We start from the raw sequence: 14,923 nt of genomic DNA, 5'->3' as shown, positions 1-14,923 counted from the left end.
TCGCTACGCGGCCTCGCCGGTTCATGGGCTCATGCCTCCAGGACCGCGACGAGGTTGTGCTGCAGGCAGGGGCCGCTCGCGGCGTGGCCCACGGTCCGGGAGGCGGTGCCGTCGTGGATGCGCCTGGCGGCCTCACCGATGCGGATCAGCCCGGTGGCCATGACGGGGTTGGCGGCGAGCGGGCCGCCGGAGGGGTTGATCACGGTGTCGGCGGGGAGTTCGAGCGCCCGGCGCAGGATCGGCTCCTCGTGGGCGAACTGGGTGTGCAGTTCGGCCACCTCTACGGCACCCTTGCCGACCCCCGCGGCGCGTGCGGCTTCGGCCGCGGAGGCCGACCGGGCGAGATCCCGCATGCCCAGGTAATGGGGCTCTATGCGATGGGCGATGCCCCTGATGTACGCGGGGTTGTCGCACAGCCGTGTGACCAGGTCACCCGTGGCGAGCACCACGGCGGCCGCGCCGTCGGTGATGGGGGCGATGTCGGCGGTCTTCAGCGGCTCGACCGCGAACCCGTCCGGCACCTCCTCCGGCAGGTCGAGCGCGTACGCGTTGCCGCGGCCGTCGGCGCGGCTGCGCCGGACGATCTCGTCGAGTTCGGCGCGGTCCACGCCGGCGGCGGCGGCCTGCAGGGCGGCGACGGAGAGCTGGTCGAGGCCGAGCGGCGCCAGGTAGTAGGGGTCGAGCTGGAGCGTGGTGATCGCGCGCAGGTCGCCGAGTGACGACTTGCCGAAGCCGTACACCAGGGCGCTGTCGATGTCGCCGTGCTGGAGCCGCACCCAGGCCTCGTAGAGCGCCCAGGCGCCGTCCATCTCCACGTGGCTCTCGGAGATCGGCGGCCAGGCGCCGACCGCGTCGAGCGCGGAGACGAACGAGAACGGCGCGCCGGCGAGGTAGTCGCAGCTGCCGGAGCAGGTGAATCCGAACCGCTGGAGCCCGGTTCGCTCCTTGACCTCGTTGATCACGGGCAGGATCATCTCGGCCTCGGAGAGGCCGGTGTCGTGGCCGGTGTGCCTGGTCTGGGCGAAGGCGACGATGGCGACGTCTCTCATCACAGCTCCACGTCTCTGATCACAGCTCCACGTCCGGTTCGCCGGTGGGGGCGAACCACCGGACGTTCGCCAGGGACGGTGTCCACTCCTCGCGCGGGATCCACTCGGCCCGGACCCGCATGCCCTGCCGCACCTCGTGCGCGGGGACCCCGCCGACCAGGGCGATCAGCGGGCTGTCCGAGCCGTCCAGCAGGATGTACGCCGAGACGAACGGCACCTCGGGGGCCCGGGGGTCGGGCAGGTTGTTGATGGCGAAGGTGGTGATCGTCCCGGTGTCAGGCAGTTCGACCTGCTCGGTGATCACGGTGCCGCACTCCGGGCAGGAGCCGCGGAAGGGCACGTAGACCTGGCCGCAGGTGGCGCAGGCGCCGCCGATGAAGACGCCCCGGCCGATGGCTTCGAGGAAGGTGCCCAGCGCCCCGCCGGCCTGGAGCCGGTATTCGGCGCGCACGTGGGACACGATCTTCGTCACCTCGGGAGCGAAGTGTGAAATGTCGGTGATCTGGCCATCGCGGTCCTGGCGCCAGACCGGCCACACCCGGGTCCCGGGCGACAACGCCTTCGGGTTGCCCGCGTCCACGGCGTGCACCAGCGAGGTGTCGGCCCCGTCGAGCTTGATCGTCGCCCAGGCGAACGGCCGGTCGAGCGGGTGCCCGGGGCGGGGTTCGTGCACCCAGGCGCAGGCCGTGACGGTCCCGGCCGGGCCCACCTCGACGTACTCCGAGGTGACGGCGTCGCCGGTGGCCGGGTCGTACTCCAGGGGCGGCACCAGCACCCTGCCCTCGGCGGTCCGCACGCCGACGATCCGGCCGGCCCGCAGCTCGGTCAGGAACCGGCCGATCACCGGCCCGGTGGTCCGGGTGTAGCCGCCGGGGAACTCCAGCACGTGCCGGGCGACCAGCGCCCCGCTCTCAGATGGCACGGTCGTGTCCCTCCCAGTAGGGGGCACGGAGTTTGCGCTTGAGCAGCTTGCCGTTGGGCTCGCGGGGCATCTCCTCGATGAAGTCGATGGTCTTCGGCCACTTCATCCGGGCCAGCCGGCCATCCAGGGAGGCCAGCAGCTCGTCCACCAGCTCAGGCCCCGGCGTGATCCCGGTCGCGGGCTCCACCACGGCCTTGATCTGCTCGCCCCACTCCTCGTCCGGGATGCCGAACACGGCGACGTCCGCGACCTTGGGGTGGACCATGAGCTCGTTCTCGATCTCGGCCGGGTAGATGTTCGCCCCGCCGGAGATGATCATGTCGGCCTTGCGGTCGCACAGGAAGAGGAAGCCGTCCTCGTCCAGGTAGCCGATGTCGCCGACGGTGAAGTAGTCCTTGAGCCGGCTCGCCTGCGTCTTGGCCGGATCGCCCTTGTACTCGAAGGTCGCGCCGAGCATCTTCATGTAGATCGTCCCCGCGGTCCCGGTCGGCACCGGCTCGCCCGCGTCGTCCACGACGAGCAGCTCGCTGATCGGCCAGGCCGAGCCGACCGTGCCCGGGTGGGACTTCCAGCCCTCAGGGGTGGCCAGGGTGCCGCCACCCTCGGTGGCCGCGTAGTACTCGTAGACGCAGTCGCCCCACCACTCGAGCATGGCCCACTTCACCGGCACCGGGCAGGGCGCGGCGGCGTGGATCATCCACTTGAGCGAGGACAGGTCGTACGCGTGCCGGGTCTCCTCGGGCAGCGCGAGCAGGCGCTTGAAGTGGGTGGGGACCATGTGCGAGTTGGTGATCCGGTAGCGCTCGCAGAGCCGGAGCATCCCCTCCGCGTCCCACTTGTCGGTGAACACGATGGTGTGCCCCATGTGCAGGGCCGTGCCGCCGAACTGGGTGACGGCGGTGTGGTAGTTGGGCGACGTGACCAGGTGGGCGTTGGGCTGCCCCGGCGTGATGCCGAACAGGCCCAGCAGGAACGTCATCAGCTCGGCGGAGTCGTCGGGGTCGAGCCCGGAGAGCTGCCGCCTGACGCCCTTGGGCTTGCCGGTCGTGCCCGACGTGTAGTGCATGGTGGCCCCGGCCGTACGGTCGGAGGGCGTGCTCACGGGCCGGCCGTCGATGAGGTCGCCGATCGGGCGAAACCCGGGGACGTCGCCGCCCGGCAGCGCGAAGCGGCGCTCGGGCGCCAGCGCCTCGGCTCCGCGCGCCCCCTCCACGGCGTGCCGGGGATGTACGAGGAAGGCCTTGGCCTCGGAGTCGGCCACGATGTAGGCGATCTCCGGGCCGGTCAGGTGCCAGTTGATCGGCGTGTAGTACCACCCGGCCTGCAGCGCCGCCAGGTAGAAGACCAGCCCGTCGGCCCCGTTGGGCACCAGAGCGGAGAAGCCGTCGCCGGGCCGCAGGCCGAGCTCCCGGAGGCCGTGGACGAGCTGGTTGGACCGGGCGAGGAGGTCGCCGGCGCGATGCTCCGTGCCGTCGGGGTCCACGGCCGCGATCCAGTCGGGATCCGCCTGCGCCAGCCTCCAGAAACCGAGCGTGCCCATGGAACTCCTCGTCAATGTTCGATGCCGGAGACGGCCGAACCCACAACCGCACGACCGGCCCAGGCAGGCGAAACGAGAACCTGTTCTTATTTGCTTGGGCAGCGTAACCCGCCGGTGAAGAGGGGAGCAAGCGCTTGATCAGACCAGTTCCCGGCATCCGGCGCGCTATCATCGGCGGCGTTGAACAAGCGTTTGATTCAATCATCTCGGAGGCTCTCGTGGAACTCCTGCCGATCAGCACGTCCCACTGCCGCGTCGAGCGCGACGGCCAACTCGTGATCGTCACCATGGACCGGCCCGAGGCCCGCAACGCCCTCTCCTCCGACATGCTGATCGGCCTGGCCTCGGCTTGGGCGTACGTGTCGGCCGAGCCGGAGGTCCGGGTGGCGATCCTGACCGGCGCCGAGGGCACCTTCTGCGCCGGCGCCGACCTGAAGGCCATGGGCCAGCCGTCCACGGACCCCGAGGTGCGGGCCCGCGCCGCCGAGATCGCCAACTACCACTGGAAGGGCCTGCTCCGCGAGGACCTGCCCACCAAGCCGATCGTCTGCGCGGTGGAGGGCTACGCGGTCGCGGGCGGCACGGAACTCCTGGTCGGCACCGATCTGCGGGTGGTCGCCGAGTCGGCCACTCTGGGACTCTTCGAGGCCAAGCGCGCGCTGTTCCCGATGGGCGGCAGCGCGGTGCGGCTGGCCCGCCAGATCCCCTACTGCCACGCCATGGACCTGCTGCTCACCGGCCGCCCGGTCACCGCGGCCGAGGCCCTGACGATGGGCCTGGTCAACCGCGTGGTGCCGGACGGCCAGGCCCTGACGGTGGCCCGGGAGATCGCGGCCGACGTCGCCGCCTCGGGCCCGCTCGCCGTCCAGGCCATCCTGCGCGCCTACCGCGACACGCTCGGCCTGTCCGAGCCCGAGGCGCTGAAGGTGTCGGACGAGCTCGGCTGGCCGGTGATCGGTTCCGAGGACGCCCGCGAGGGCGCCCGAGCCTTCAAGGAGAAGCGCCCCGCCACCTACCAGGGCCGCTGATCCCAGGACCTCGCAGGCCTGGAAGATCTGGTGACCGTCGTTCCGGTGTGAGTCAGTCGTCGGTGATGTGGCCGAGGCGTTCCAGCGCCTCGGCGTACTCCTCGACGAGCGAGTACATGACGTCGCGGGTGGTGCGCACCTGGTTGGTGATGCCGATGATCTGACCCGCCGGGAAGGTGGCCAGCTCGGCGGCGTCGGAGCGGCCGATGCGCCGCAGGGCGTCGGAGACCAGCATGAACTGCAGCGGCATCGGCAGCGTCCCCGGCGACTCCTGGGCCTCCCACGCGTCGGTCCACTCGTTCTTGAGCAGCCGGGCCGGCTTGCCGGTCCAGCTGCGGGAGCGGACCGTGTCGCGGGAGGTGGCCTCCAGGATGCGCTCCTTGGCCATCTGGGGCGTGTCGGCCTCCTCGACCGTGAGCCAGAGCGAGCCCGTCCAGACGCCCTCGGCGCCCAGAGCCATGCCGGCGGCCATCTGGCGCCCGTTGCCGATGCCGCCGGCCGCCAGCACCGGCACGTCGACCGCGTCGACGACCTGCGGGATGAGCACCATGGTGGAGATCTCGCCGGTGTGGCCGCCGGCCTCGGTGCCCTGCGCGACCACCACGTCGACGCCGACCTCGACCTGCTTGAGCGCGTGGCGTGGGGTGGAGGCCAGGGCGGCGACCTTGACGCCGTGCGAGTGGGCCAGGTCGACCACGTCGGCCGGGGGCGGCCCGAGGGCGTTGGCCAGCAGCGCGATCGGATGCCTGAGCGCCACCTCGACCTGCGGGCGGGCGGTGGCGTCGGTCCAGCCGAGCAGCACCTTGCCCGCGTCGGCGTCGGCCGACAGGGGCGGCACGCCGTGCGCGGCCAGCAGGTCGTCGACGAACTTCCGGTGGCCCGGGGGGATCATCGTCTGGAGGCGGCCGACCAGCTCGTCGGCCGCGAAGTCCGCGCCCTCGTAGGAGGCGGGCATGACGACGTCGACGCCGTACGGCTTGCCGTCGACGTGGTCGTCGATCCACTTGAGCTCCATTTCGAGCTCTTCGGGGGTGAAGTAGAGGGCGCCGAGAACGCCCATTCCGCCGGCGCGACTGACCTCGGCGACGACGTCCCGGCAGTGACTGAACGCGAAGATCGGCAGTTCGATCCCGAACATCTCCGTGACACGTGTCCGCATACATCGACAATACGACCACCGAATAACGAACTGCAACGTGTTCTACTCTAGAACCTTTCATCGGTACTGGCCAGTAACATCGACCGAGAACCCGTTCTAATTACGTACCGTTACGAGCCGACCGGCAAGGACAAAGGGCCGGGCAGCAAAAAGGGCCCCGCGTGACGCGGGGCCCCGGAAGAACGGTCAGGACTCGCGGGAGCGGCGGCCGAGCATCACGCCGGCCACGACCAGCACGACCCCGACGACCAGCAGGACGAGCGGGATGATGTTGCGCAGCAGGTTGATCTGGCCCTTACCATCCTCCGCGCTCTGCACCAGCTTGCCGACCGTCTCGTCCGTCATCTTGGCGACGGCGACGAAGGCCACCGAGCGCTCGATGCCGTCCTGGGTCTTGAGCACCTCGTGCCGCTGCTGTTCCTGCTTGACCGGAGCACCGGTGGAGGGCTCGATCCAGTAGGTGACCTTGCCGTCGTACCAGCGGTCCACCTGCACGTCGCCGGTGGTGTCGGTCATGCCGAGCACCGAGGCGGGAGCGGTGAGGGTCGAGGTCTTGGTGGGCGGCACGTCCTGCTCGAAGACGTAGACGGGCAGGCCGCCGACGTTCTCCTCGCGGACGAAGCGCGCGTCGAACGCCTTCATCGCGCTGGAGTTGAAGACCTTGTAGGTCTTCTTCTCCGTGTCGAACGGGAACTTGTAGATCTGGCCCTCCAGCGTCACCGGGGCCTTGGCGACGTTGACGCCACAGCAGTTCACGCCCACGCCGGAGTACTTGTCGAAGGCGCTGCGACGGTCGCTAAGGTCGATCTGCGGGCGCGCGTTGGTGACGTCGTTGACCACGGTGGCCTCGTCCCAGACGACCCGGGTGGAGTTGGCCTCCTTCACGTCGCCACGTGTGGTCACGATGATGTCAAGGTCGGCCGTCAGCACCTTGAGGTCCTGCTTGGAGAAGTACTGCGCGCCCTTGGCCTCCAGGTGGGTGATACCGAACTGGTTCGCGGGGGCAGAAATGATCTTCTCTGCCGCCCAGAATTTCACGAGCGGGGCGAGTGCGATGAAGAACGCCCCGACCCCGATGAGGACGAGCGTGGAGATGCGACCCATCAACGGCCTCCGCGATCCTAGAACCTGTTGTTATCTTGCTCGAACATCCGGCAACAAAGTATGACAGTGAGTGACATGCGTCACCGTCCGGAACGGAGCCGCAATCAAATCGATAGAAACAAGTTCTAGAGTGACTCCGCATATGAAAGCAGGAGATATGCCCAGGCGCGCTGACTTGGCGCGGTCCATCCGGTTATTCCGGGCGTTCCGCTCCGAACAGGACGACCAGCAGGGCTACTACACGACGCTGGCGGCGGACACGGCCGCCCAGCTACGCCAGTACGTGGACCTCCGCGACCGGCTCGTCCTCGACGTGGGCGGCGGCCCCGGCTTCTTCGCCACGGAGTTCCGCGGCCACGGCGCCCGCTGCGTGTGCGTGGACGTGGACGCGGGCGAGTTGACCGGCCAGGGCACGCCCGGCGGCGGGCTGCTCGGCAGCGCCCTCGACCTGCCGCTGCGCACCTCCTCGGTCGACGTCTGCTTCTCCTCCAACGTGCTGGAGCACGTCCCGGAGCCGTGGCGGATGGCCGCCGAGATGGTCAGGGTGACCAAGCCCGGCGGCCTGGTGTTCCTGGCGTACACCAACTGGCTCTCCCCTTGGGGCGGTCACGAGACCTCGCCCTGGCACTATCTGGGTGGCCACCGAGCCGCCCGGAGATACGAGGACACGTACGGCAAGGCGCCGAAGAACCGCTACGGCCAGAGCCTCTACCCCGTCTCCGTCGCCCAGGGCCTGCGCTGGGCCCGGAGCGAGCGGCGGGTGGACCTGGTCGACGCCTTCCCCCGCTACCTGCCCTGGTGGTCCCGCCCGATGCTGCACGTCCCGATCGTCAGGGAGTTCGCAACGTGGAACCTGGTCCTGGTACTGAGAAAGCGTCCTTGAAGAGGGATGGCGCGCTCGACGGCATCCGCGCCCTGGCCGCGCTCGGCGTCTGGGTGCTGCACGTGGCCGGCAACACCGGCGTCATGTACCGCGAGGGCATGTTCGCCTGGATGACGACCCGGCTGGGCGTCGCGGTGCCGATCTTCTTCCTGCTCTCCGGCCTGCTGCTCTACCGTCCGTGGGTCCGGGCCCTGCTGGAGGACGCCCCGGCGCCGCGTCCCGGCCTCTACCTCTGGCGCCGGGCGTTCCGCGTGTTGCCCGCCTACTGGGTGGTCACGTTCCTGGCGCTGCTGGCGTGGAGCTCGATGGACTGGACCGGCTGGGCCAAGTGGCTGCTCCTGCTGCAGAACTACACCGAGCAGGACCGCGCGCCCGACGGGCTCTACCAGATGTGGACGATGCCCATCGAGATGGCGTTCTACCTGGTGCTGCCCCTGCTCGCCTGGCTGCTGCACCAATGGGCGCGCCGCGGCAACCGGCCGGTGCGGCTGCTCGCGGGCATCGCCGTGCTGCCGGTGATCTCGGTGGCCAGCGTGATCGTCTCCCATTCGCTCGACGAGCCGGAGATGGCGCTCTGGCTGCCGCACCACCTGATCTACTTCGCCGCCGGGATGGCGATGGCCGTGCTGTCGGTGTGGCGCAAGGAGATCAAGGCCATCGACGCGCTGGCGCCGCAGTTGCTCGTGCTGGCGCTGCTGCTGTACGTGATGCTGAGCACGGAGCTGGCCGGCCCGCGCACGCTGACGCTGCCGGACATGGGGCAGTCGCTCTGGCGGATGGGCCTGGAGGCGTCGGTGGCGATCCTGGTGGTCGCGCCGTTCGCGCTGGCCCCCCGGCACGACTCGCTCCGGCACCGGGTGCTGGGCAACCCGGTGACCGCCTACCTGGGCCGGATCTCCTACAGCTTCTTCCTCTGGCACGCGCCGGTGATCACCCTCTACTACAAGGTGACCGGCACCCAGCCGTTCACCGGCGACTTCGTGCAGGTGGCGATCCTCACGTTCGTCGGCACCATGCTGGTGAGCGTCGCGAGCTACCACCTCATCGAGGAGAACGCGCTCAGGCTGAGCCGGCGCGGGTCAGCACCTGCTCCGCCGCCGGACGCTCCCGCGGCGAAGGAGGCGGCACCGGTGCGCTGACGAGCTGCCCGAACAGCACGCCCATGGCCGCGCAGGCGAGGAGCTGCGGCACGTGGTCGGTCAGCAGCTCCACGTCCACGCCGTAGTCGCGCAACGCCATGGCCGCGGCCAGCGACACCGTCGCCCCGCCGAACAGCCAGGCGGCCACCCAGGGCACGGCCCGCCTCGGCAGTCGCGGCCACAGGACGACCACGACGCCGGCGAGCACCACGAGCATGCCCTGCCAGCCCGCCACCCAGGCGCCGAACCCCAGCCCCAGCACGATCACGTACGGCGCCCGCCACCGGGACAGGCGGGCGGCGGACGCCGACGCGGTCTCCAGCACGTGCTCGGGCCTGGGGCCGCGCATCACCAGGGCGAGCAGGACGAGCAGCGCGATCCCGGCCAGCCCGAGGCCGAGCGCCAGCCGGTAGGGCTTGTCCGGCCCGTACTCCATCCGCACGGTCCCCGAGGTGCCCGCGGGCAGCTCCCAGGCCTGCTTCCAGCCGTCGATCCGCGCGGGCCGCAGGACCTGCCCCTCGACGGTGGCGTGCCAGCCCGCGTTGTAGTTCTCGTTGACGACGAGGAAGGAGTCCTGGCGGGCGGCCACGCGCACCTCGCGCAGCGCCGCGGTCCAGGTGCCGGGCAGCGCGGCGCCCTCCACCGGAGCGGGCCGCTCGGGCACCGAGCCGACGACCAGGTTGGTGATCTCGAACGGGTCCCAGCCGGCCACCCGCACCCGGTTGTCGCCGCCGCCGAGCTCCGCCCGCGAACAGCCGGTGAACCGCACGGGACGCTGTTCCAGCAGGTCGGCATAGGTGCCGCTGACCTTGGTGCGGATGGTCTGGCCGTTGACCTGGAGCTCCGGGCCCTGGCCGCAGGCCAGCCGGAACGGGATGCCCTCCGGCCTGCTCGCCGGGCGGACGCCGGGCACGATCAGCTCGGTGACCTGGAGCCGCCTGGAGACAGGGTAGAAGCGCAGTTTGAGCGAGGACGTGGACATCGGCTGGAAGGCCAGGGTGCCGCCGGCGTCCGCCCGGCCGCTGCGCACCTGACCCTTGTCGCCCATCACCACGAGGTCGAGCGGCTGCTTGTCGCCTCCGGGGCGGGCCACCTGGATCCGGGAGACGTTCCGCTTGCCCTTCCAGCGGATCGTGAGCGTGGGCTCGGCGTCGGAGGGCGAGGGCACCCAGGTGGTGGACGCGTCGGCGTCGAAGGCCGACCGGGGCGCCACCACGGGTTCCTTGTTCACCTGTGACGAGCCCTCGACCCTGGTCACGTCGGCGCTGAGCCGGGTGAAGCGGTCGACCAGCTCGGCGTCGCGCAGCACTGCGGTGCCCTGGACGGCGGCGGTGCGCTCCTCCTCGACGGTGAAGGTCCGGTCGAAGCCGGCGCCCTCCTCGCCCGGTCTGGCCAGCAGCGGGTTGCAGATCCAGCGGGCCGGGTCGCGCATGCACTCGGGGCGCGCGTCGAGGCCGCGGTCCATCACGTAGACGTCGCCGCCCTGTCCGGGCAGCCGGATGGTGCGGCTCGGGATGATCCCGGGGATCGCGAGCTCGGTGATGCCGACCCGCTGCACGAAGCTCCAGCCCCGGTTGTACGTGTCCACGATCTCGATCTTCAGCCAGCTCGTCGGGCCGGGCGGCGTGCGCAGGGTCTGGGGGGTGTTGGTCTGCTCGACCTGCTGGACCAGCCGGCCGCCCTCGGTCACCACGGCCACCCGCTTGATCGACTGGCCGAGCAGCACGTTGTTGGTGAACGTCGCCTGGAAGGACGGGATGTCGCGCTCCTGGGGCAGGTCGATGCGCAGCCACTCGCCCTCGGGCCGTTTCCAGCCGCCGCTCTCCCAGGTGGTCTCGAAGTCTCCGTCCATGGCCGCCCATGGGCTGCGGCCGGTGGCGCTGAGGCCGGGGATCGCGCCGGCGTCGGCGACCGAGGAGGAGGCGGTGATGGCCGAGATGCCGCCGTACTCCGCGGTGGCGGTCTCCTCCAGCCAGCCGTCCTCCAGCAGGTCGAGCGCCCTGACACCGGTGAAGTCGTCGCGCCGGTCGGCGGTCAGGGTGGGGGTCCAGTTGGACCTGATCTCGCCGAACTGCCGCTCACGCAGCCGCAGCGTGTCGCTCGTGACGACCGGCACCTCCTGCCGACCGGCGTCGCCGTTGACCAGCACCGGGCCGTCACCCAGCAGGCCGAGGTCGCCCATCGTGAGCAGCGAGTCGGGGCCGCCGCGCACCCGCAGCGCCTCCGCTCCGGGCCGCACGTCGACCAGCTCCGAGCTGCCCGACACCTCGTACAGCTCCAGCGCGGGGAACGGCCAGTCCACGGACTCGATCACGTCGTCGGTGACGCTGTCGCCCACCTCGCCGCCGAACGAGCGGATCTTGGTGATGCCGGGCGACTCGCGTAGCGTCTCGTAGATCCTGGTCGGCCAGGCCCCCTGCAGGTTGGCCCTGATCAGGTCGTTCCGGACGACCAGGTAGCGCACGCCCATCCGGCGCAGCACCTCGGTCAGGCCGGGCGAGCCGTGGCCGGCCGTGAGCCGCTGGTCGATGGCGTCGAGCAGCCTGGTCAGGCCCACGGACCCGGCGGCGGTGACCTGCCTGGCCGTCCAGCGGGCGTGGAGCAGCGGCTGCGTGGGATCGTCGAGCGGCCGGCCCCACAGGTACTCGCCGAACTTGGCGCCGGGCACCACCAGCACGCCGTCGTCGCCGGCGTTCTCGTTGATCCAGGCGGCGGCCTCCTTCCAGTAGAGGGGCACCTCCTTGAAGGAGCCGGGCGCCGCCAGGCCCTGGTTGAAGACGGGCAGCACGAGCCCGGCGAAGGCCACCAGCGCCACCGCCCGCACCCGCAGCCGGGCCCCGGCCAGCAGGTGGACCAGCCCGAAGGCGAGCGCGAGGCGTACGAGCGGGTCGAACTTGCGCAGGTTGCGCAGCGGCGCGAGCGGCCCGTCGAGCAGCCAGCGCACCGGCTCGGCGACGACCGGCTCCAGCGCGCTCATGTGCCCGGCGACCAGCGCGGCCACGCCCACCACGAACACCGTGATCAGGAAGCCCTTGGCGGGCAGGTCCCGCCGGGCCAGGCCGGCCAGGCCGAGCGCGGCGAGCAGGCCGGTGATCACGACCATCGCGGCCGAGGTGGCGATCGCGTAGCCGGCCGGCTGGTCGTTCACCCCGCCGACGGTCAGGAAGCGCACCCAGTCGGACGCGCCGCGCAGCACGTTCGTCAGCGAGGTGACCTGCGTGGTGGTGGAGGCCGTCTCGGTGTAGGGCAGGAAGGAGAAGGCGTAGCGGCCGACGAGCAGCAGCGGCAGCCACCAGAACAGGGTGGCCACCGAGACGGCGCCCGTCCACCAGCCGAGCATCCGCCAGCGCGGCACCGGCTGTGGCCGGGTCAGGATGTAGATCACCGGGGCGACCAGCACGGCCAGCACCGCGACCGCGTTCACACCGCCGCAGAGTGCCACGGCCAGGCCCGACCGGATCGCGCCCCTGGCCCGCTGGCCGGTCTCCGACGCGGTGAGCAGCGGGATCAGGATCCACGGCAGCATCGCGGCGGGCAGCCACTCGATCGAGATCTCGCCGAGGATGGACAGCGCGCGGGGCGCCAGCGCGTACGCCAGCGCGCCGACGATGCGGGTGCCGGGGGTGCCGATGCCGAGCTGCCTGCCCAGCCGCTCGACGCCGAGGAACGCCACGCACAGCAGCAACGTCAGCCAGAGCCGCTGCGTCACCCAGGGCGTGATGCCGACCAGGTCGCCGAGGGCGAAGAACGGGCCCATCGGGAACAGGTAGCCGGCTGCCTGGTTCTGCAGCTGGCCGAAGTGCTGCAGGTCCCACAGGTGGGCGGCGCGCTCCAGCCAGCCGACCGGGTTGAGCGCCAGGTCGATCTTGGTGTCGGAGATGATCTGGCCGGGGACCGTGGTGAACGACAGCACCGCGAAGCCCAGGCAGCAGATCACCAGCCAGAGCCGGTGCCGAGCCTTCGCGCTCACACCTCCCTCGCCCACGCCTCCCTCGCGCGCGCCCTTCTCGCGAACGCTTCCCTCGCGCGCGCCTTTCTCGCGCGTGCCTTCCCCGCTCAGGGCTCGCTCGCTCACGACTTCTCCCAGACGGGCTCCACGGCGTGGCCCCGCATGAGCAGAGCCATGCGCTCGGCGCTGCGGTCCCAGCAGAACTTCGCCGCCCACTGCCGGCTTCTCTCGCCGTACGGGTCCGAGGGGGCGGCGTCCTCCAACTCCTCCAGCGCCGCCGAGATGCCCTTGGCCAGGTCCGTGCCCTCGGGGAGCAGCCAGCCGGTCTCGCCGTGCCGTACCGCGTCCCTGAGTCCGTCGACGTCGAAGGCGACCGTCGGAACGCCGAGCGCGGCGGCCTCCAGCACGCACAACCCCCAGCCCTCACCCTGCGAAGTGCTCACCTGCAGCCAGGCGGAGGCGATGAGACGTTCCTTGTCGTCCTCGGACAGGTAGCCGTGCATGGTGACGCCCTCCGGCAGCCGGGCGCGCAGGCGGGCCTCCTCGGGACCCCGGCCGATGACGTCCACGGTCAGGCCCGGCCAGCGCTTCCTCAACTCGCCGACGGCGTCGAGCAGGAGGTCGACGCGCTTGTGCGCGACGAGCCGGCCCACGCACACGAGTCGAGGCACCCCACTTCTCTCGATATTTCGTGATCCATTGATGCTTACGCCGTTGGGGACGATATGGATCGGCCCCCGCCACCCGAGCCGCTCCCGCATGGCGTTGACCGTCGACGGCGAGACGGCCACGCTCACCTGGCCGCGATAGGTCCACCGCGAGACCGGCCCCTCCAGGAACCGCCCGACCGCCGCCAGCCAGCGCGGCAGGTGCACCTCGAACTGCCGGTCGTGCACGTGGTGCACCACGCAGAAGATCCGCACGCGACGGGGCAGCACCCAGGGGGTGAAGAACGGAATGCCGTTCTGGCAGTCGAGCACCACGTCGAACTGCGAGCGGCGGAGCAGCAGCCAGCCGAGCACCAGGGGATAGACGGTGAACAGGCCACCCATCCGGGCGATCCGTACCCCGTCGAGTTCGTCCGTGGCGGGCTGGCCGGAGCCCCGGGCCGTGACGAAGCAGACCTGATGGCCCGACGCGGCGAAGCGCCGGGCCATCTCCCAGGCGTAGGTTTCGGCGCCTCCGGCGGCGGGGTGCCACGGATCGCGCCAGTTGACGACGGCGATGTTCACGGGGATCCGGTTCACGGATATCCGACGGAGTCCAGCGGCTGGTCCCAGGCGGGCCGGGCGCCGGCACGCGGTTCGGTGCGCAGGGTCAGCCAGATCCGGCCGAGTTCGAGCAGGATGCCCGCGCTGTGCCGGGTCGGCGAGAAACGCGAGCCCGGCATGTCCCGCCACTGCACCGGGATCTCCAGCACCTTCGCGCCGAGTTCGGCGCACCGCGCGAGCAATTCGACGTCGAAGGCGAACCCGGGAGTGCGCAACCGGGACGCCACCTTACGGATGAGGGCGCCGTCGAAGAACTTGAAGCCGCACTGGGTGTCGTTCACCCCGCGCACGAGCACCCTGGCCAGCGAACGGAAGCCGACGGCGCCCAGCTCGCGCACCCGGCTGTGCCGGTTCTCCACGTCGGAGCAGGTGTGCGAACGCGAGCCCACGACCACCCGCTCCCCTGAGAGGAGCAGGCCGAAGGCGACGTCGATGGCGTCGAGGTCGGTGGCCATGTCGGCGTCACAGAAGCCCACGAAAGGCGCGCGAGTCTCGAGCAGCCCGGCACGCACGGCGGCGCCCTTGCCGGGAACCGGGCACTGGATCAGCCGGACCGGGACCGCCCCCTTCGGCCAGGTCCTGACGATCTCGGCGGTGGCGTCCGTGCTGTTGTTGTCGACGACGATGACAGCGGTCGGGAACGGCATGCGGGCAAGCTTCGCGCACAGCTGCAGGAGCCCCCCGGGGAGTCGTCCTTCCTCGTTGTACGCCGGAACGACGATCTCGAGCAGTGGTGGTCGGCTCGTCCTCTCGTCCCCTCGGAGGGAGGGCGGCATGACGACTCGGGTTACCGGTCGCCGTAGTTGTAGAGCGGCTGGTTGACCGGTGTGGCCGTGGCGCCGGTAAAGGAGACGGTGGTGACCGTCGCCACGAGCGTAG

At 70.8% G+C, this 14,923-nt stretch carries 11 protein-coding genes; 3 read left to right on the top strand and 8 right to left on the bottom strand.

All coding sequences use genetic code 11. The annotated features are described in order from the left end of the window. Nucleotides 1-29: 29 nt before the first annotated feature. The 3 genes from AB0I38_RS07940 to AB0I38_RS07930 are packed head-to-tail and all read right to left on the bottom strand — an operon-like array spanning nt 30 to nt 3,511. A complete protein-coding gene (locus AB0I38_RS07940) occupies nt 30-1,049 on the bottom strand; it encodes a thiolase domain-containing protein (RefSeq protein WP_358463745.1) in 1,020 nt (339 codons plus the stop codon). Nucleotides 1,050-1,068: 19 nt separating this feature from the next. Beyond that, a complete protein-coding gene (locus tag AB0I38_RS07935) occupies nt 1,069-1,971 on the bottom strand; it encodes a Zn-ribbon domain-containing OB-fold protein (protein ID WP_358463743.1) in 903 nt (300 codons plus the stop codon). Continuing rightward, complete coding sequence (locus AB0I38_RS07930; RefSeq protein WP_358463740.1) at nt 1,961-3,511, bottom strand: acyl-CoA synthetase; 1,551 nt, start codon at nt 3,509-3,511, stop codon at nt 1,961-1,963. The genes AB0I38_RS07935 and AB0I38_RS07930 overlap by 11 nt, the downstream gene beginning before the upstream one ends. Before the next feature lie 218 nt (nt 3,512-3,729). Here AB0I38_RS07930 and AB0I38_RS07925 point away from each other — a divergent pair, with 218 nt between their 5' ends. After that, nucleotides 3,730-4,539: a crotonase/enoyl-CoA hydratase family protein gene (locus AB0I38_RS07925; RefSeq protein ID WP_358463737.1), complete on the top strand. Its 810-nt coding sequence runs from the start codon at nt 3,730-3,732 to the stop codon at nt 4,537-4,539. Nucleotides 4,540-4,591: 52 nt separating this feature from the next. Here the strand turns inward: AB0I38_RS07925 and AB0I38_RS07920 are convergent, their stop codons facing one another. Both AB0I38_RS07920 and AB0I38_RS07915 read right to left on the bottom strand, forming a co-directional pair. Then, nucleotides 4,592-5,698: an NAD(P)H-dependent flavin oxidoreductase gene (locus AB0I38_RS07920; RefSeq protein WP_358463734.1), complete on the bottom strand. Its 1,107-nt coding sequence runs from the start codon at nt 5,696-5,698 to the stop codon at nt 4,592-4,594. A gap of 186 nt (nt 5,699-5,884) precedes the next feature. Then, nucleotides 5,885-6,802, bottom strand: coding sequence for a DUF3068 domain-containing protein (locus tag AB0I38_RS07915; RefSeq protein ID WP_358463731.1), 918 nt, complete (start codon nt 6,800-6,802; stop codon nt 5,885-5,887). A 157-nt stretch (nt 6,803-6,959) separates the two neighbouring features. On the opposite strand from AB0I38_RS07915, the gene AB0I38_RS07910 reads away from it, so the two are divergent. Then, complete coding sequence (locus tag AB0I38_RS07910; protein WP_358463728.1) at nt 6,960-7,685, top strand: class I SAM-dependent methyltransferase; 726 nt, start codon at nt 6,960-6,962, stop codon at nt 7,683-7,685. Then, nucleotides 7,682-8,824: an acyltransferase family protein gene (locus AB0I38_RS07905; protein WP_358463725.1), complete on the top strand. Its 1,143-nt coding sequence runs from the start codon at nt 7,682-7,684 to the stop codon at nt 8,822-8,824. Before AB0I38_RS07910 ends, AB0I38_RS07905 begins: the two co-directional genes overlap by 4 nt. On the opposite strand, the gene AB0I38_RS07900 is transcribed toward AB0I38_RS07905, so the two are convergent. Genes AB0I38_RS07900 through AB0I38_RS07890 form a run of 3 tightly spaced genes read right to left on the bottom strand, consistent with a single transcriptional unit; the run spans nt 8,745 to nt 14,820 of the window. Then, a complete protein-coding gene (locus AB0I38_RS07900) occupies nt 8,745-12,899 on the bottom strand; it encodes an alpha-(1->3)-arabinofuranosyltransferase domain-containing protein (protein ID WP_358463722.1) in 4,155 nt (1,384 codons plus the stop codon). The genes AB0I38_RS07905 and AB0I38_RS07900 overlap by 80 nt on opposite strands. Continuing rightward, a complete protein-coding gene (locus AB0I38_RS07895) occupies nt 12,896-14,020 on the bottom strand; it encodes a glycosyltransferase family 4 protein (RefSeq protein ID WP_358463719.1) in 1,125 nt (374 codons plus the stop codon). Before AB0I38_RS07895 ends, AB0I38_RS07900 begins: the two co-directional genes overlap by 4 nt. After that, complete coding sequence (locus tag AB0I38_RS07890) at nt 14,017-14,820, bottom strand: glycosyltransferase (RefSeq protein ID WP_358463716.1); 804 nt, start codon at nt 14,818-14,820, stop codon at nt 14,017-14,019. The genes AB0I38_RS07895 and AB0I38_RS07890 overlap by 4 nt, the downstream gene beginning before the upstream one ends. Nucleotides 14,821-14,923: the final 103 nt, after the last annotated feature.

Origin of the sequence: Nonomuraea cavernae, assembly GCF_040655715.1 — a bacterium.
GTDB lineage: Bacteria > Actinomycetota > Actinomycetes > Streptosporangiales > Streptosporangiaceae > Nonomuraea > Nonomuraea cavernae_A.
Note: the sequence above shows the minus strand (reverse complement) of the source record. Positions and strands in the feature narration are given on the sequence as shown.

Coding starts and splice junctions, on each gene's coding strand:
- AB0I38_RS07940 (WP_358463745.1), bottom strand. CDS start 1,049: ATGAGAGACGTCGCCATCGTCGCCTTCGCCCAGACCAGGCACACCGGC.
- AB0I38_RS07930 (WP_358463740.1), bottom strand. CDS start 3,511: ATGGGCACGCTCGGTTTCTGGAGGCTGGCGCAGGCGGATCCCGACTGG.
- AB0I38_RS07920 (WP_358463734.1), bottom strand. CDS start 5,698: ATGCGGACACGTGTCACGGAGATGTTCGGGATCGAACTGCCGATCTTC.
- AB0I38_RS07915 (WP_358463731.1), bottom strand. CDS start 6,802: ATGGGTCGCATCTCCACGCTCGTCCTCATCGGGGTCGGGGCGTTCTTC.
- AB0I38_RS07910 (WP_358463728.1), top strand. CDS start 6,960: ATGCCCAGGCGCGCTGACTTGGCGCGGTCCATCCGGTTATTCCGGGCG.
- AB0I38_RS07890 (WP_358463716.1), bottom strand. CDS start 14,820: ATGCCGCCCTCCCTCCGAGGGGACGAGAGGACGAGCCGACCACCACTG.